The sequence below is a fragment of the Pseudomonas cremoricolorata genome (genome assembly GCF_000759535.1).
In the GTDB taxonomy this organism is placed as follows: Bacteria; Pseudomonadota; Gammaproteobacteria; order Pseudomonadales; family Pseudomonadaceae; genus Aquipseudomonas; species Aquipseudomonas cremoricolorata_A.
Genome location: NZ_CP009455.1, coordinates 879102 through 896255, shown reverse-complemented (window position 1 = coordinate 896255; position 17154 = coordinate 879102). Strand labels below are relative to the sequence as shown.

Below are 17154 nucleotides of genomic sequence, written 5' to 3'. Positions count from 1 at the left end.
TGCACGTGATGAAGGCTGTTGGAAAGATGTGCGCACCATTGCGGTGCATAAATATTTGCTGGTGCCTCCTTTTAGGGCTGCAGGAGCGGCTTCAGCCGCGATGGCCGGCAAGCAGGCCCAATTCAGGCGATCCAGATGCACCTGCTCGATCGAATTGAGGGCTTTGGGGCCGCTTTGCGGCCCATCGCGGGTAAACCCGCTCCTACAAGCGCGTGCGAATTCAACCTTCTGTACAAAAGTTGCTCAACCTCCGATCAATTTCCGATATAATCCGCGCCCCTCATTTTTCGGTGAGCCCATCGCGCGCTGTGACCATGAAACTGATCGTCAAAGTCTTCCCAGAAATCACCATCAAAAGCCGGCCGGTGCGCAAGCGCTTCATCCGTCAGCTCGGCAAGAACGTGCGCGCCGTGCTCAAGGACCTCGATCCTGAGCTGGTGGTAGACGGTGTCTGGGACAACCTCGAAGTGGTCACCCGCGTCGAAGACGAAAAGCTTCAGCGCGAAATGATCGAGCGCCTGACCTGCACGCCGGGCATCGCCCACTTGCTGCGCATCGAAGAGTACCCGCTGGGCGACTTCGACGACATCGTCGACAAATGCCGCGAGCATTTCGGCCACCTGCTGGCCGGCAAGCGCTTCGCCGTGCGTTGCAAGCGCGGCGGCCACCACGACTTCACCTCGATGGACGTCGACCGCTACGTCGGCAGCCAGCTGCGTCAGCAGTGCGGCGCCGCGGGTATCGATCTGAAGAACCCCGAGGTGTTGGTACGCATCGAAATTCGCAACCAGCGTCTGTACGTCATCCACGGCCAGCACCAGGGCATCGGCGGCTATCCGCTAGGTGCGCTGGAGCAGACCCTGGTGCTGATGTCCGGAGGTTTCGACTCCACCGTCGCCGCCTACCAGATGATGCGCCGTGGCCTGGTCACGCATTTCTGCTTCTTCAACCTGGGTGGCCGCGCCCACGAGCTGGGGGTGATGGAAGTCGCCCACTACCTGTGGAAGAAGTTCGGCAGCAGCCAGCGCGTGCTGTTCATCAGCGTGCCGTTCGAAGAAGTGGTCGGCGAGATTCTCGGCAAGGTCGACGACCGCTACATGGGCGTGACCCTCAAGCGCATGATGCTGCGCGCCTCGACCAAGGTCGCCGAACGTCTGGAAATCGATGCGCTGGTCACCGGCGAGGCCATTTCCCAGGTCTCCAGCCAGACCCTGCCGAACCTTTCGGTGATCGACCAGGCCACCGACAAACTGGTTCTGCGCCCGCTGCTGGCCAGCCACAAGCAAGACATCATCGACACCGCCTATCAGATCGGTACCGCGGAGTTCGCTCGGCACATGCCAGAATACTGCGGCGTGATTTCGGTCAACCCGACCACCTGCGCCAAGCCGCACCGGGTGGTTCATGAAGAACAGCAGTTCGACATGGCCGTGCTGGACCGCGCCCTCGAGCGCGCGCGTTTCATCTCGATCGACAACGTGATCGACGAGCTGGGCAAGGACATCGAGATCGAAGAGGTGGCCCAGGTGCTGCCAGGTCAGATCGTCATCGACATCCGCCACCCCGACGCCCAGGAAGATGCGCCGCTGGAAATCGCCGGCATCGAAGTCCAGACCCTGCCGTTCTACGCAATCAACAGTCGCTTCAAGCAGCTCGATGACACCCGTCAGTACCTGCTTTATTGCGACAAAGGTGTGATGAGCCGTTTGCACGCACACCACTTGCTCAGTGAGGGACATGCCAATGTGCGTGTTTATCGTCCGACATAAGACGCCGGGGCTGTATGGCGGCAGTATCCGCCATCGCCCTCCCGACCATCGGCCCTGCTGAGCCTGATACCTTCATATTGGCCGTCCAGACTGACGGCAACCGAATCCTCTGCTCGAGATGCACTTGTGATCGAAAATCTGCGTAACATCGCCATCATTGCCCACGTCGACCATGGTAAGACCACCCTGGTAGACAAACTCCTGCGTCAGTCCGGCACCCTGGAGCGTGGCGAGCTCAACGACGAGCGCGTGATGGACTCCAACGACCAGGAAAAAGAGCGCGGCATCACCATTCTGGCGAAGAACACCGCCATCAACTGGAATGGCTACCACATCAACATCGTCGACACCCCCGGCCACGCCGACTTCGGTGGCGAGGTCGAGCGTGTGATGTCGATGGTCGACTCCGTGCTGCTGCTGGTCGACGCACAAGACGGCCCGATGCCGCAAACCCGCTTCGTGACCAAGAAGGCCTTCGAAGCCGGTCTGAAGCCGATCGTCGTGATCAACAAGGTCGACCGTCCGGGCGCGCGTCCTGACTGGGTTCTGGACCAGATCTTCGACCTGTTCGACAACCTCGGCGCCACCGACGAGCAACTGGACTTCCAGGTCGTCTACGCCTCGGCTCTGAACGGCATCGCCGGCCTGGACCACACCGCCATGGCCGAAGACATGACCCCGCTGTACCAGGCGGTCGTCGACCACGTGCCTGCCCCAGCGGTCGACCGTGACGGTCCGTTCCAGATGCAGATCTCCGCGCTGGACTACAACAGCTTCCTCGGCGTCATTGGCGTTGGCCGCATCGCCCGTGGCCGCATCAAGCCGAACACCCCGGTCGTCGCCATCGATGCCGACGGCAAGAAGCGTAACGGCCGTATCCTCAAGCTGATGGGCCACCACGGTCTGCATCGTGTGGACGTCGAGGAAGCTCAAGCCGGCGACATCGTCTGCATCAGCGGTTTCGACGAGCTGTTCATCTCCGACACCCTGTGCGATCCGACTGCCGTCGAGGCGATGAAGCCGCTGACCGTCGACGAGCCGACCGTTTCCATGACCTTCCAGGTCAACGATTCGCCGTTCTGCGGCAAGGAAGGCAAGTTCGTCACCAGCCGCAACATCAAAGACCGTCTGGACAAGGAACTGCTCTACAACGTAGCCCTGCGCGTTGAAGAAACCGATTCCCCAGACAAGTTCAAGGTCTCGGGCCGTGGCGAGCTGCACCTGTCGGTACTGATCGAAACCATGCGCCGCGAAGGCTTCGAGCTGGCCTTGGGCCGTCCGGAAGTGATCATCCGCGAAGTGAACGGCGTCAAGCAGGAACCGTTCGAAAACGTCACCATCGACATCCCGGAGGAATCCCAGGGCAAGGTCATGGAAGAGATGGGCCTGCGTAAAGGCGACCTGACCAACATGGTCCCGGATGGCAAGGGCCGTGTGCGCCTGGAATACAACATCCCGGCTCGCGGCCTGATCGGTTTCCGTAACCAGTTCCTGACCCTGACCAACGGTGCAGGCATCCTGACGTCGATCTTCGATCGCTACGACAACGTGAAGTCCGGCCACATGTCCGGTCGCCTCAACGGTGTTCTGGTGTCGGTCGAGACCGGCAAGGCCCTGACCTACTCGCTGGAAACCCTGCAAGCGCGCGGCAAGCTGTTCGTCGAGCACGGCCAGGAAATCTACGGCGGCCAGATCATCGGTCAGAACAGCCGCGACAACGACCTGGGCGTCAACCCGACCAAGGGCAAGAAGCTCGACAACATGCGTGCTTCGGGTAAAGACGAAGTCATCGCCCTGGTGCCGCCGGTTCGCTTCACCCTGGAACAGGCACTCGAATACATCCAGGAAGACGAGCTGTGCGAAGTCACGCCTAAGTCGATCCGCCTGCGCAAGAAGATCCTGGACGAAGGCGAGCGTACCCGCGCTGCCAAGAAAGCCAAGAACTGAGTTCGCTCAGATAGCGTGAAAAAAAACGCCCCGGGTCTTGCGACCTGGGGCGTTTTTTTTCAGCTTCGAGTTTCAAGCTGCAAGCTTCAAGGGGGGGGGCGGTGTTGGCAAGGCTTACGAGGCTCTTGCTCTTGCTTGCAGCTTGCAGCTCACAACTTCAGGCTTTCTTGGGCTTGTAAGCGCAATACCCAGGGCGTGGCCCAACCCTTGGATGGTTGCGGCAGGTGTCGGGGCGTTTGTCGTAGATGGTGCACAGGCGGCTCTTGCGATCCAGGTACAGGCAGTCGTCATTGCTCATGCGGGTCAGGGTGAAGATGCCTGACTTCTGGTTGAAGCGCTCGACGATGCCGTCTTTCTGCAATCGTTTGGCGATAGACTTCGGTGGTTCGGATTTTTCGAACTCGTCGACCACGCCGATGCGGATCAGGTCGTTGATCTTCACTTCCACAGGCAGCGTGCAGCATGTCGAATGGCAGCCGCCGCACATGTGGCTGGCATAGCGTTGCCAGGTTTCCAGGCGGTCGACTTCGGCCGCGGCAATCAGGGTGGTTTTCATCGTTATAAAGGTACGGTCAGGCGGATCACGGTCCGGAGGCGCGCGATCATACGCGAGTTGCTCAAAATGTGAACAACCATTTGCCCGGTGGCCCGACATGGAAAAAACCTCGAACCGAGCCACGGTCCTTCGGTCAGAAGGGTCTAGTCTGCAACTTCTCCCTCTGCCTTCCGTTAATTTTTCTGAGGATGTCGTATGACCCAGGAATCCAACGCGCGTGACGCCGAGGTCGCCGAGTTTCGTGCTGCAGTGCTTGCCAAGCTGACCTATTCGGTCGGCAAGGACCCTGAGCACGCCTTCGAACACGACTGGTTCGAGGCTGTGGCATTGGCTGCCCGCGATCACATGGTCGAGCACTGGATGGACCATACCCGTCGCGCCTATCGGCGCAGCCAGAAGCGGGTCTACTACCTCTCCCTGGAATTTCTCATCGGTCGGTTGCTGTACGACAGCCTGAGCAACCTCGGCCTGCTCGACATCGCCCGCGAGGCCATCGCCGAGCTGGGTGTCGATCTTGAGCGCATCCGTCTGCTGGAGCCCGATGCCGCTCTGGGTAACGGCGGTCTCGGGCGCCTGGCTGCGTGCTTCATGGAAAGCATGTCGACCCTCGGCATCGCCGCCCACGGTTATGGCATCCGCTACGAGCACGGCCTGTTCCGTCAGGCCCTGGTCGATGGCTGGCAGCAGGAGCAGACGGAAAACTGGCTGGACTTCGGCAACCCCTGGGAGTTCGAGCGCCCTGAGGTGATCTACCCGATCAGCTTCGGCGGCGGAGTCGAGACGCTCACCGACAGCAACGGCGAGCAGCGCCAGGTGTGGACCCCTGGCGAAACGGTACGCGCGGTGGCCTACGACACCCCGGTGGTGGGCTGGCGCGGCTCCAGCGTCAACACTTTGCGCCTGTGGCGTGCCCGCGCGCTCGAGGAGCTGCATCTGGAGCGCTTCAACGCCGGTGACCACCTCGGCGCGGTAGCCGAGGTGGCGCGTGCCGAGAGCATCTCGCGGGTGCTGTACCCGGCGGACAGTACCGAGGCCGGGCAGGAACTGCGCCTGCGCCAGGAATACTTCTTCGTCTGTGCCTCGCTGCAGGACCTGCTGCGCCGGCACCTGAACATGCACGACAACCTGCTTAACCTGCCCGATGCGGCGGCCATTCAGCTCAACGACACGCACCCCTCGATTGCCGTCGCCGAGCTGATGCGCCTGCTGGTCGACCAGCATGAAATTCCCTGGGACAAGGCCTGGGAAATCACCGTCGGCACCCTGGCCTACACCAACCACACGTTGCTGCCCGAGGCCCTGGAAACCTGGCCGGTGGCGTTGATGGAACGCATGCTGCCGCGGCACATGCAGATCATCTACCTGATCAACGCCTACCACATCGATTCGCTGCGCGCCCAAGGCCAGCACGACTTCGACGTGTTGCGCGCGGTGTCGCTGATCGAGGAAGACAACGGCCGCCGTGTGCGCATGGGCAACCTCGCGTTCCTCGGTTCGCACAGCGTCAACGGCGTATCGGCGCTGCACAGCAAACTGATGAAAAGCACGGTGTTCGCCGAGTTGCACAAGCTCTACCCACAGCGCATCAACAACAAGACCAACGGCATCACCTTCCGCCGCTGGCTGTTCCAGGCCAACCCCATGCTCACACGCATGCTCACCGACCGCCTCGGCGAGCAGTTGCTCGACAGCCCGCAGACACTGCTTAAGAATCTCGAACCGTTCGCCGAGCACGAGGACTTCCGCCAGCAGTTCGCCGCCCAGCGCCTGCACAGCAAGAAGGCCCTGGCCAGCATCATTCAGGAACGGGTAGGGGTGACGGTCAATCCCGAGGCGATGTTCGATGTGCAGGTCAAGCGCATCCATGAGTACAAGCGCCAGTTGCTCAACCTGTTGCACACCGTGGCGCTGTACCAGGCGATTCGCTCCGAGCCGAGCGGCAACTGGGCGCCGCGGGTGAAGGTCTTCGCCGGCAAGGCGGCGGCCAGCTATCACCAGGCCAAGCTGATCATCAAACTCACCAACGACATAGCCCGGGTGGTCAACAACGACCCGACCGTGCGCGGCCTGCTGAAAGTGGTGTTCCTGCCCAACTACAACGTCAGCCTGGCCGAGAGCATCATCCCGGCGGCGGATCTGTCCGAGCAGATTTCCACGGCCGGCTACGAGGCCTCGGGCACCAGCAACATGAAGTTCGCGCTCAACGGCGCGCTGACCATCGGCACTCTGGACGGCGCCAACGTAGAGATGTGCGAGCAGGTCGGTGCCGACAACATGTTCATCTTCGGCCTGACCGCGCAGCAGGTGCAGGCGCGCAAGCGTGCCGACGATTTCGGCGCCGGCGCTGCGCTGAGTGCTTCGCACCGCCTCAACGACGTGTTCCAGGCCATTCGCGGCGGGGTGTTCTCGCCCGATGATCCATCGCGCTACAGCGGCTTCATGGATGCCTTGGTCGGCTACGACCGCTTCCTGGTCTGCGCCGATTTCGATGCCTACTGGGATGCCCAGCAGCGCGTCGACGAGCTGTGGAATCAGCCGGATCAATGGTGGCGTATGGCGGTGCTCAACACCGCGCGGATGGGCTGGTTCTCGTCCGATCGGACCATCGCCGAATACGCCGGCGAAATCTGGAATGCGCTCGATTGACACGTGCATGCCACGGACCTATCGGTCGCATGGCAGCCGAGCGACAAGCGCCCGGCGGGTGTGAACTCCCCGGGCTTTTCTTCGTCAGATCGGCCAGGCAACGGGCATTGCTCGCTAGCTTGCTGCTCACCCTGTAAACTGCGTGGGTTTTTCTCCCCCAATCCTGTCGGAGCCATACATGTCTCGCGTTACCCTGAGTCGCTATTTGATTGAGCAGACCCGCAGCAACAACACCCCTGCCGATCTGCGCTTCCTGATCGAAGTGGTGGCGCGCGCGTGCAAGGAAATCAGCCACCACGTGTCCAAAGGCGCCCTGGGCGGCGTACTGGGCAGCATGGGCACCGAAAACGTGCAAGGCGAAGTGCAGAAGAAGCTCGACGTCATTTCCAACGACATCCTGCTCGAAGCCAACGAGTGGGGCGGCCACCTGGCCGGCATGGCGTCCGAGGAAATGGACAACGCCTACCAGATTCCCGGCCGCTACCCCAAGGGCGCCTATCTGCTGGTCTTCGACCCGCTGGACGGCTCGTCGAACATCGACGTCAACGTTTCGGTCGGCACCATCTTCTCGGTACTGCGCTGCCCGAACGAATTCCTCAGCCAGAACGAAACCCTCAACGAAAACGCCTTCCTCCAGCCGGGCACCGAACAGGTTGCCGCCGGCTACGCCATCTACGGTCCGCAGACCATGCTGGTGCTGACCCTGGGCAACGGCGTCAAGGGCTTCACCCTCGACCGTGAACTGGGCAGCTTCGTGCTCACCCACGAAGACATCAAGGTGCCGCAAGCCACCGCCGAATTCGCCATCAACATGTCCAACCAGCGGCACTGGGAAGCCCCGGTGCAGCGCTACGTGGGCGAGCTGCTCGAAGGCGAGACCGGCCCGTTGAAGAAGAACTACAACATGCGCTGGATCGCCTCGATGGTGGCCGATGTACACCGCATCCTCACCCGTGGCGGCCTGTTCATGTACCCGCGCGATTCCCGCGATCCGAGCAAGCCGGGCAAGCTGCGCCTGATGTACGAAGCCAACCCGATGTCCTTCATCATCGAACAGGCCGGTGGCGCGTCCACCAACGGCTACGAGCGCATCCTCGACATCAAGCCTGAAAGCCTGCACCAGCGTGTGTCGGTGATTCTCGGCTCGAAAGAAGAGGTCGAGCGCGTTACCGCGTATCACAAGGAGTAAGTCATGCTCGCACCTTGGCAGCCGTTGCTGGAGTGGTGGTTCGGTTGGGGCAGCAGTGCCCAGGCCGTCGCCGACGAAAAGAGCATCGTGTGGTTCGGCAAGCAGCATGACGAAGAAGCCCGCGCATTGTTCGGGCTACTGGTCGAAGAGGCCCTGGCCGGTGGGCTGGATGAGTGGCAGCAGAGTCCGCAAGGCTGGCTGGGGCTGATCCTGCTGCTCGATCAGCTGCCGCGCATGCTCTACCGCGAAACGCCGCACGCCTTCGAGGGTGATCGGCGTGCCCAGGTGGTGGCCATGCAGGGGCTGCAGAAGGGCTGGGATTACCAGCTGCTGCCGATCCAGCGGGTCTTCGTGCTGCTGGTGCTGGAGCATGCCGAGGTGCTCGACTGGCAGAACCTCTGCGTCGAGCGCTATCGGGTCCTGCTCGAAGAGCAGCCGGAGGCCAACCGCCGGCTGTTCGAGGGCTTTCTCGATTACGCCGAGCAGCACCAGCGCATCATCGAGCGCTTCGGTCGCTTCCCGCACCGCAACCTGCTGCTCGAACGTCCGAGCACCAGCGAGGAAATGGATTTTCTGCTCGAGCCCGGCTCGCGCTTCTGACCCCTTCAAAGCCGCCCGGCGACGCGGTCCTGCGTCGCCGGGCCGGTGTTTGGCCGACTCGGTGCCAATCCGACCAGCGGCATGCCCAGATTCCCCGTTCGTCGTGGAACCGGAACGTCTTTTCGCCCTCCAAGGACGCTGCAGGCTTCCAGCCTGAGTCCCGTGTCCAGGAGTGCCCCCCCATGTCGTTGCGTTCTCTCGCCTTGCTGAGCCTGTGTGTCGTTCTCGCCGCCTGCAGCAAGATCAACCAGGAAAACTATTCCCGGCTCAAGTCCGGCATGAGCAAGGCCGAAGTCGAACAGTTGTTGGGCACGCCGACCGAGTGTTCCGGCGCGTTGGGCATGACCAGTTGCACCTGGGGCGACCAACAGAGCTTCATCAGCGTGCAGTACGCCGCCGATAAAGTGCTGATGTACTCCGGGCAGGGGCTGCAGTGAGGTCGTTGCCATTGCTGGCAGGGGCTTGTCTGCTGGGCCTGCTCAGTGCCTGTGCCACGCCGGTCGACGACCCGCTGGCGCCGAGCACCGCAGGTAATGTCGATCTGAAGCGCTACCAGGGCAAATGGTTTGAGCTGGCGCGGTTACCGATGCGCTTTCAGGACGCGTGCGTGCAATCCGAAGCGCATTACAACCTCAAGCCCGACGGCAGCCTCGACGTGCTCAACCGCTGCCGGACCCTGGGTGATGAGTGGCTGCGCGTCGAGGGGCATGCCGACCCCCAGAGCGCAGGCCACAACGACAAACTGTGGGTCGAGTTCGACAACGGTCTGAGTCGCCTGCTGCCCGGTCTGACCCGCGCCGATTACTGGATTCTCTACGTCGATGAGCGCTACCGCACGGCGCTGGTGGGGAGTCCTGATCGCAAGTACCTGTGGATTCTCTCGCGCACCGCCAGTGTGCCGGCCTGGGAGCGTGAGCACCTGCTGGCCAAGGCTCGTCAGCAAGGCTACGACACCAAGCGCCTGGTCTGGCGCACGGCCGATCGCGACATCGCCATGATGCATTGAAGGGGCGACTCGCAGGTCGATATCCCTGCGCGATCGCCTGCGGCACGCTACAGACAAGCCTGCTCAAAGTGACGATTCGGGTTTATGATTGCCGCCGGCAGACCAAATCCTCACACGGAGTGCGCAATGCAGACCCTGTACCCGCAGATCAAACCCTACGCCCGGCACGATCTGGCCGTGCAAGCGCCGCATGTGTTGTATGTCGACGAAAGCGGCTCGCCCGAGGGTTTGCCGGTGCTGTTCATTCACGGCGGGCCGGGTGCGGGCTGCGATGCTCAGAGCCGTTGCTACTTCAATCCCAACCTGTACCGCATCGTCACCTTCGACCAGCGTGGCTGTGGGCGCTCTACGCCCCACGCCAGCCTCGAGAACAACACTACCTGGGATCTGGTCGCTGACATGGAGCGCATCCGTGAGCACCTGAGCATCGAAAAATGGGTGCTGTTCGGCGGTTCGTGGGGGTCGACCCTGGCGCTGGCCTACGCGCAAACCCATCCCGAGCGGGTTCATGGGCTGATCCTGCGCGGCATCTTCCTCTGCCGTGCGCAGGAAATTCAGTGGTTCTACCAGGAAGGCGCCAGCCGCCTGTTCCCTGACTACTGGCAGGATTACATCGCGCCGATTCCCCTCGAAGAGCGCAATGACCTGGTCAAGGCCTTCCATAAGCGCCTGACCGGTAACGATCAGATCGCCCAGATGCACGCTGCCAAAGCCTGGTCGACCTGGGAGGGGCGCACCGCCACGCTGCGGCCCAACCCGCTGGTGGTCGACCGCTTCGCCGAGCCGCAGCGCGCGCTGTCGATCGCCCGCATCGAATGTCACTACTTCATGAACGAGGCCTTCCTCGAACCCGATCAGCTGATTCGCGACCTGCCGCGCATCGCCCATCTGCCGGCGGTGATCGTGCATGGCCGTTACGACGTCATCTGCCCGCTGGACAACGCCTGGGCGCTGCATCAGGCCTGGCCCAACAGTGAGCTGAAAGTCATCCGTGATGCCGGCCATGCCGCGTCCGAGCCGGGCATCACCGACGCGCTGGTACGTGCCGCCGACCAGATGGCACGACGCCTGCTCGACCTGCCCCTGGAAGAAGCATGAAGGGCTTGCTGCAGCGGGTCAGCCAGGCCCGTGTCGAGGTGGCGGGTGAGGTGGTTGGGGCAGTCGATCAGGGCTTGCTGGTGCTGGTCGCTGTCGAGCCGGGCGATACCCGCGAACATGCCGACAAGCTGCTGCACAAGCTGCTCAATTACCGGGTCTTCAGTGACCCCCAGGGCAAGATGAACCTGTCGCTCAGCGATGTTGCCGGCGGCCTGCTGCTGGTCTCGCAGTTCACCCTCGCCGCCGACACCCGCAGCGGTTTGCGTCCAAGCTTTTCCAAAGCCGCGCCACCGGCCCTGGGCGCCGAGTTGTTCGACTATCTGGTGGCCCAGGCGCAGGCTCGGCATGAGGTCGTTGCCACCGGCCGATTCGGCGCCGACATGCAGGTTCATCTGGTCAATGATGGCCCTGTAACATTCCTGTTACAAATCTGAGCGAAAAAACCTTTCGTTATCCCGGTTCAGCGCTATTTTTCACGATAAATAGTGCTGGCACCCTGATGCGTTGTAACGCGGCCTGCTGGATAATCGCGCGCTACCGAGGCCTGCGTCCGCAGGCCGGTTTGACTCTGACTCGAGGACTGTCTGGAGCCGTTTGGGGAATCATTACGCCCTTACGGGGTCCGAACAGTGCTCGCCAACCCGGCAATTGTCGCTGGCCGTTGGTTTCATGATCTGTTTTCGGCGAGGGTTGCTCGTGATCGTAAGTCCCTGTAAAGCACCAAGAATTCCCGCGAAACGGCTGCGCAAGGCAGTCATGGCAGGCGTAGCCCTGGTCGGCCTGATGAGCGCTGGCCAGCTGTGGGCATTCAATCTTGACGACGTTGCCAGCAAGGCGAAGGATCTGGCCGGCCAGAAGTACGAAGCACCCAAGAGCAATCTGCCGGCGGTGTTCCGTGACATGAAATTTGCCGACTATCAGAAGATCCGTTTCCTTCAGGAAAAGGCTGAATGGAGCGCCGACAAGACGCCGTTCAAGCTGTCGTTCTACCACCAGGGCATGCACTTCGACACGCCGGTGAAAATCAATGAAGTCACCGCCAGCAAGGTCGAGGAAATCAAGTACGACCCGAGCCGCTTCGACTTCGGCGACGTGCCGCACGATGCCAAGGCCACGGAAAACCTCGGCTACGCCGGCTTCCGCGTGCTCTACCCGATCAACAAGGCCGACAAGCAGGATGAAATCATGACCCTGCTTGGCGCCAGCTACTTCCGCGTGGTCGGCAAGGACCAGGCATACGGCCTGTCGGCTCGCGGCCTGGCGATCGACACCGCACTGCCATCGGGTGAAGAATTCCCGCGCTTCACCGAGTTCTGGGTGGAAAAACCCAAGCCCACCGACAAGCACCTGGTGATCTACGCGCTGCTCGATTCGCCGCGTGCCACCGGTGCCTACAAGCTGATCCTGCGGCCGGGCAACGACACCGTCGTCGACGTCAAGTCGCGGGTATTCCTGCGCGACCACGTCAACCGCCTGGGCGTTGCGCCGCTGACCAGCATGTACCTGTTCGGCCCTAACCAGCCGTCGAAAGTGCTCAACTACCGTCCGGCCCTGCACGACTCTGAAGGTCTATCGATTCACGGTGACAATGGTGAGTGGCTGTGGCGCCCGCTGAATAACCCCAAACACCTGGCGGTCAGCAACTTCAGCGTCGAGAACCCGCGTGGCTTTGGTCTGATGCAGCGTCACCGCGACTTCAAGGACTACGAAGACCTCGACGACAACTACCAGAAGCGTCCAAGCACCTGGATCGAGCCGAAGGGCGACTGGGGCAAAGGTACGGTCGATCTGGTGGAAATCCCCACCGCCGACGAGACCAACGACAACATCGTGGCCTTCTGGAGCCCCGAGACCATGCCTGAACCGGGCAAGTCGGCCGACTACGACTACCGCCTGCACTTCACCATCGATGAGCCGAAGTTCCAGGCTCAGGACCTGGGCTGGGTCAACCAGACCATGCGTTCGACCGGTGACGTCAAGCAGTCCAACCTGATCCGTCAGCCCGACGGCAGCGTGGCCTTCCTGGTCGACTTCGCAGGTCCCGTGCTGGGCGCTCTGCCGGAAGACAGTGCCGTGCGCAGCCAGGTCAGCGTCGGTGACAACGCCGAGGTGGTCGAGAACAACCTGCGCTACAACCCGGAAACCAAGGGCTGGCGCCTGACTCTGCGCTTGAAGGTCAAGGACGCGAGCAAATCGACCGAAATGCGCGCTGCCCTGGTGCAGGACGTGCCGGTAGAGGCCGCCAAGCCGGCTGCCGACAGCAAGCACGAGAAAACCGCCAAGCACGACAAGGCTGCGATCAAACAGGCCAAGGCTGCCGCGCCGGCCGAGCAACCCGCTGCCGATGCAGCATCCACCCCACCGGCTCCGGCCACCACCGAGAAGGTGCTGACCGAGACCTGGAGCTATCAGTTGCCTGCCGATGAGTAACTCTACCGCACGGCCAGTCTCGCTCGCCGAGTACCTGGCCCACCTCCCGCTGAGCGACCAGCAGCGCGCCGAACTGGCCCACTGCACCTCGTTCAGCGAGCTGCACCAACACTTGGCCGGGCAACCGGCCAGTGCCGACACCGATGCCGTGCAGGCATCGGTGGGCACACGCCTGAACATCGGCAGTGCCAGCGAACTGGAAGACGCCGAGATGCTCGGCGTCGACGACAATGGCCGGCTCAACCTCAAGGTGGCGCCGCCGATCAAGCGCACTTTGGTGCTGCCCGAGCCATGGCGCACCAATATCCTGGTGCGCATCTGGCGGCGCATGACCGGCCGCACCAACGCCCCGCAACCCGAGCAGCGCGAGCTGCCCAAGGCGCGCTGGCGCACGGTCGGTTCGATCCGTCGTTACATCCTGCTGGCCTTGATGATCGGCCAGACACTGGTTGCCGGCTGGTACATGAAGGGCATCCTGCCGTACCAGGGCTGGTCGTTCGTCGACCTCGACGAGATCACCTCGCAGCCCGTGTGGGACACCGTCGTGCAGGTCTGGCCGTATGCCTTGCAGACCTCCATCCTGATCCTGTTCGGCATCCTCTTCTGCTGGGTTTCGGCCGGTTTCTGGACCGCGCTGATGGGCTTCCTCGAGCTGCTCACCGGGCGCGACAAGTACAAGATTTCCGGCAGCAGTGCCGGTAATGAACCGATCGCGTCCGATGCGCGTACCGCGATCGTCATGCCGATCTGCAACGAAGACGTACCGCGGGTGTTCGCCGGCCTGCGCGCCACCTTCGAGTCGGTTGCGGCCAGCGGCGAGCTGGATCGCTTCGACTTTTTCGTGCTCAGTGACACCAACGACACCGACATCGCCGTTGCCGAGCAACAGGCATGGCTAGAGGTGTGCCGCGAGGCCAAGGGCTTTGGGCGCATCTTCTATCGTCGTCGGCGCCGTCGGGTCAAACGCAAGAGCGGCAACCTCGACGACTTCTGCCGTCGCTGGGGTGGCGAGTACAAGTACATGGTCGTGCTCGACGCCGACAGCGTCATGAGCGGCGAGTGCCTGACCAGTCTGGTACGTCTGATGGAGGCCAACCCGGACGCCGGCATCATTCAATCGGCGCCACGTGCCTCGGGCATGGACACGCTGTATGCGCGCATGCAGCAGTTCGCCACCCGCGTGTACGGCCCGCTGTTCACCGCCGGCCTGCACTTCTGGCAGCTGGGCGAATCGCACTACTGGGGGCACAACGCGATCATCCGCATGAAGCCCTTCATCGAGCACTGCGCCCTGGCGCCGCTGCCAGGCAAGGGCGCCTTCGCCGGTGCGATCCTTTCCCACGACTTCGTCGAAGCTGCGCTGATGCGCCGCGCCGGCTGGGGCGTGTGGATCGCCTACGACCTGCCGGGCAGCTACGAAGAACTGCCGCCGAACCTGCTCGACGAACTCAAGCGTGACCGGCGCTGGTGCCACGGCAACCTGATGAACTTCCGCCTGTTCCTGGTCAAGGGCATGCACCCGGTGCACCGTGCGGTGTTCCTCACCGGGGTGATGTCGTACCTGTCGGCGCCGTTGTGGTTCTTCTTCCTGGTGCTGTCGACCGCCTTGCTGGCGACCAACACGCTGATGGAGCCGCAGTACTTCCTCGAACCGTTCCAGCTCTACCCGCTGTGGCCGCAGTGGCACCCGGAGAAAGCCATCGCGCTGTTCTCCACCACCGTGGTGCTGTTGTTCCTGCCCAAGCTGCTCAGCGTCATTCTGATCTGGGCCAAGGGCGCCACCGAGTTCGGTGGGCGGATCAAGGTCACCCTTTCGATGCTGCTGGAGATGCTGTTCTCCATGCTGCTGGCGCCGGTGCGGATGATCTTCCACACGCGTTTCGTGCTCGCCGCGTTCCTCGGCTGGGCAGCGACCTGGAACTCGCCGCAGCGTGACGACGACTCCACGCCCTGGAGCGAGGCAGTACGCCGCCATGGTCCGCAGACTCTGCTGGGCTTTGCTTGGGCCGGACTGGTGGCGTGGCTGAACCCAAGCTTCCTGTGGTGGCTGGCGCCTATCGTCGGTTCGCTGGTGCTGTCGATTCCAGTGTCGGTGATTTCCAGCCGCGTGCGCCTGGGCCTGCGCGCCAAGGACGAGAAGCTGTTCCTCATTCCCGAGGAATACGCCACCCCGCACGAACTGCTGGCGACCGACCAGTACGCCCACGAAAACCGCTGGCACGCCCTGCGCGATGGCTTCGTCCGCGCCGTGGTCGATCCGCGTCAGAACGCCCTGGCCTGCGCCATGGGCACGGCGCGTCATGGTCAGTCGAGCGCCATCGAGCAGTTGCGTGGCGAGCGTATCGCCAAGGCGCTGGAGGTCGGCCCTGAAGGCATCGACCTGGCGACTCGCCTGGCCTTGCTGAGCGACCCGGTGGCGCTGTCGCGTCTGCACGAGCGGGTCTGGACCGAGCAGCACGAGGGCTGGATCGAGGCCTGGCGCCGTTCGGTCGGCAACGATCCGCACGCGCCGCTGTTGCCGTTGCAGCCACAGCCGCTGGCGCCGGCAGGTCTGGTTGGCGTCTGACCTGCGCAGCTCTGCGACAGTTTTCGCGGGTGAATCGAGTGATCGATTCGCCCGCGATTCATTTCTGCCTCGGTAAACTCCCCAGCGGCGCTAGGTGCTGGCGCCGCCATGCGTTAGCATCCGTTCCCGCAATGCCACGCCGGCGATCTAGGGGCTGTTGCCGTTTCATCACAACCGCGCCGACGCCTGTTTTTCGTCGTCTCACGCTCACTGCTTGAGAGGTAGGTGCGAAAAAACAGGCACGGCCCTTCGGGTTACGCGCCAAATCGCGCCATCCAGCGTTGAAGGACTTGAAAAGGGAATGACCCTTTCCTGCGTCCTTCGCCTCGGCTGGCACGATTTGGCGCAGTAAAGCGGCTTGCGCTGAAACGGCAACAGCCCCTAGGGCCGAGCCAACGATAAGATTCGCTCCTTTACAGCTAGGGGACTTGGTGATGATGAAGAAATACCTTTCGCGGTTGCTGGTGGGCGTCACTGCGCTCGCGGCGGTGGCCTGCGCGCAGGCTGGTGCCATCGATGACGCGGTCAAGCGCGGCACGCTGCGGGTGGGCATGGACCCGACCTACATGCCGTTCCAGATGACCAACAAGCGCGGCGAGATCATCGGCTTCGAGGTCGATATCCTCAAGGCCATGGCCAAGTCCATGGGCGTCAAGCTGCAAACCGTTTCCACCGCCTACGACGGCATCATCCCGGCCCTGCTCACCGACAAGTTCGACATGATCGGCAGCGGCATGACCCTGACCCAGGAACGCAACCTGCGCCTGAACTTCAGCGAACCGTTCATCGTCGTTGGCCAGACCCTGCTGATCCGCAAGGAGCTGCAAGGCGAGATCAAGAGCTACAAAGACCTCAACAGCGACAAGTACCGCATCACCTCCAAGCTCGGCACCACCGGCGAGATGATCGCCAAGAAGCTGATCAGCAAGGCCAAGTACCACGGCTATGACAACGAGCAGGAAGCGGTCATGGATGTGGTCAACGGCAAGGCCGACGCCTTCGTCTACGACGCTCCGTACAACGTCGTGGCGGTTGAGAAGGCCGGCGCTGGCAAGCTGCTGTTCCTCGACGAACCCTTCACCTTCGAGCCGCTGGCCTTCGGTCTGAAGAAAGGCGACTACGACAGCATCAACTTCATCAACAACTTCCTGCACCAGATCAAGCATGACGGGACCTACGATCGTATTCACGATAAGTGGTTCAAGAACAAAGACTGGCTCAAGGAAATGGAATAAGAGATAGCTGCGAGCTTTGAGCGGCAAGCTGCGAGCTGCAAGCGGCAAGAGGATGCTGAGCGCTGATACGCTGCCTCTTCTTGCCGCTTGAGGCTTGCAGCTTGCCGCTTGG

The 17154-nt window shown here is 62.3% G+C and carries 13 protein-coding genes; 12 read left to right on the top strand and 1 reads right to left on the bottom strand.

Annotated features, from left to right (window positions below; translation table 11 throughout):
* The first annotated feature begins 314 nt into the window (after window positions 1-314).
* Window positions 315-1769, top strand: a complete 1455-nt coding sequence (gene thiI, locus LK03_RS03805) for a tRNA uracil 4-sulfurtransferase ThiI (protein ID WP_038411142.1) — start codon at window positions 315-317, stop codon at window positions 1767-1769.
* A gap of 126 nt (window positions 1770-1895) precedes the next feature.
* On the top strand, window positions 1896-3716 hold the full coding sequence (typA, locus tag LK03_RS03800) for a translational GTPase TypA (RefSeq protein ID WP_038411141.1): 1821 nt from the start codon (window positions 1896-1898) through the stop codon (window positions 3714-3716).
* A 157-nt stretch (window positions 3717-3873) separates the two neighbouring features.
* Here typA and LK03_RS03795 read toward each other — a convergent pair whose 3' ends face one another.
* Window positions 3874-4272, bottom strand: coding sequence for a YkgJ family cysteine cluster protein (locus LK03_RS03795; RefSeq protein WP_028693505.1), 399 nt, complete (start codon window positions 4270-4272; stop codon window positions 3874-3876).
* A gap of 195 nt (window positions 4273-4467) precedes the next feature.
* Between LK03_RS03795 and LK03_RS03790 the strand changes: the two genes are divergently transcribed.
* From LK03_RS03790 to LK03_RS03745, 10 genes are all read left to right on the top strand, one after another.
* Window positions 4468-6918, top strand: coding sequence for a glycogen/starch/alpha-glucan phosphorylase (locus LK03_RS03790; RefSeq protein ID WP_038411140.1), 2451 nt, complete (start codon window positions 4468-4470; stop codon window positions 6916-6918).
* Window positions 6919-7096: 178 nt separating this feature from the next.
* Window positions 7097-8107, top strand: a complete 1011-nt coding sequence (locus LK03_RS03785; protein WP_038411139.1) for a class 1 fructose-bisphosphatase — start codon at window positions 7097-7099, stop codon at window positions 8105-8107.
* 3 nt (window positions 8108-8110) lie between these two features.
* On the top strand, window positions 8111-8707 hold the full coding sequence (locus LK03_RS03780) for a DUF924 family protein (RefSeq protein WP_038411138.1): 597 nt from the start codon (window positions 8111-8113) through the stop codon (window positions 8705-8707).
* A gap of 182 nt (window positions 8708-8889) precedes the next feature.
* Complete coding sequence (bamE, locus tag LK03_RS03775; RefSeq protein WP_038411137.1) at window positions 8890-9144, top strand: outer membrane protein assembly factor BamE domain-containing protein; 255 nt, start codon at window positions 8890-8892, stop codon at window positions 9142-9144.
* Window positions 9141-9713, top strand: coding sequence for a lipocalin family protein (locus tag LK03_RS03770; protein WP_038411136.1), 573 nt, complete (start codon window positions 9141-9143; stop codon window positions 9711-9713). Before bamE ends, LK03_RS03770 begins: the two co-directional genes overlap by 4 nt.
* A gap of 126 nt (window positions 9714-9839) precedes the next feature.
* A complete protein-coding gene (gene pip / locus LK03_RS03765) occupies window positions 9840-10811 on the top strand; it encodes a prolyl aminopeptidase (protein ID WP_038411135.1) in 972 nt (323 codons plus the stop codon).
* Window positions 10808-11245: a D-aminoacyl-tRNA deacylase gene (gene dtd, locus LK03_RS03760; protein WP_038411134.1), complete on the top strand. Its 438-nt coding sequence runs from the start codon at window positions 10808-10810 to the stop codon at window positions 11243-11245. The genes pip and dtd overlap by 4 nt, the downstream gene beginning before the upstream one ends.
* 262 nt (window positions 11246-11507) lie before the next feature.
* A complete protein-coding gene (locus LK03_RS03755) occupies window positions 11508-13241 on the top strand; it encodes a glucan biosynthesis protein G (RefSeq protein ID WP_276203315.1) in 1734 nt (577 codons plus the stop codon).
* A complete protein-coding gene (gene mdoH, locus LK03_RS03750; protein ID WP_038411132.1) occupies window positions 13234-15807 on the top strand; it encodes a glucans biosynthesis glucosyltransferase MdoH in 2574 nt (857 codons plus the stop codon). Before LK03_RS03755 ends, mdoH begins: the two co-directional genes overlap by 8 nt.
* A 437-nt stretch (window positions 15808-16244) precedes the next feature.
* Window positions 16245-17042 (top strand): transporter substrate-binding domain-containing protein, encoded by a 798-nt coding sequence (locus tag LK03_RS03745; RefSeq protein ID WP_038414596.1) that lies wholly within the window; start codon window positions 16245-16247, stop codon window positions 17040-17042.
* The last annotated feature ends 112 nt before the right edge of the window (window positions 17043-17154 follow it).

What these genes read in the sequence shown, in the direction of transcription:
- LK03_RS03790 (WP_038411140.1), top strand. Translation starts at nt 4,468, where the DNA reads ATGACCCAGGAATCCAACGCGCGTGACGCCGAGGTCGCCGAGTTTCGT.
- thiI (WP_038411142.1), top strand. Translation starts at nt 315, where the DNA reads ATGAAACTGATCGTCAAAGTCTTCCCAGAAATCACCATCAAAAGCCGG.
- LK03_RS03785 (WP_038411139.1), top strand. Translation starts at nt 7,097, where the DNA reads ATGTCTCGCGTTACCCTGAGTCGCTATTTGATTGAGCAGACCCGCAGC.
- LK03_RS03745 (WP_038414596.1), top strand. Translation starts at nt 16,245, where the DNA reads ATGAAGAAATACCTTTCGCGGTTGCTGGTGGGCGTCACTGCGCTCGCG.
- bamE (WP_038411137.1), top strand. Translation starts at nt 8,890, where the DNA reads ATGTCGTTGCGTTCTCTCGCCTTGCTGAGCCTGTGTGTCGTTCTCGCC.
- LK03_RS03795 (WP_028693505.1), bottom strand. Translation starts at nt 4,272, where the DNA reads ATGAAAACCACCCTGATTGCCGCGGCCGAAGTCGACCGCCTGGAAACC.
- pip (WP_038411135.1), top strand. Translation starts at nt 9,840, where the DNA reads ATGCAGACCCTGTACCCGCAGATCAAACCCTACGCCCGGCACGATCTG.
- mdoH (WP_038411132.1), top strand. Translation starts at nt 13,234, where the DNA reads ATGAGTAACTCTACCGCACGGCCAGTCTCGCTCGCCGAGTACCTGGCC.
- LK03_RS03780 (WP_038411138.1), top strand. Translation starts at nt 8,111, where the DNA reads ATGCTCGCACCTTGGCAGCCGTTGCTGGAGTGGTGGTTCGGTTGGGGC.
- dtd (WP_038411134.1), top strand. Translation starts at nt 10,808, where the DNA reads ATGAAGGGCTTGCTGCAGCGGGTCAGCCAGGCCCGTGTCGAGGTGGCG.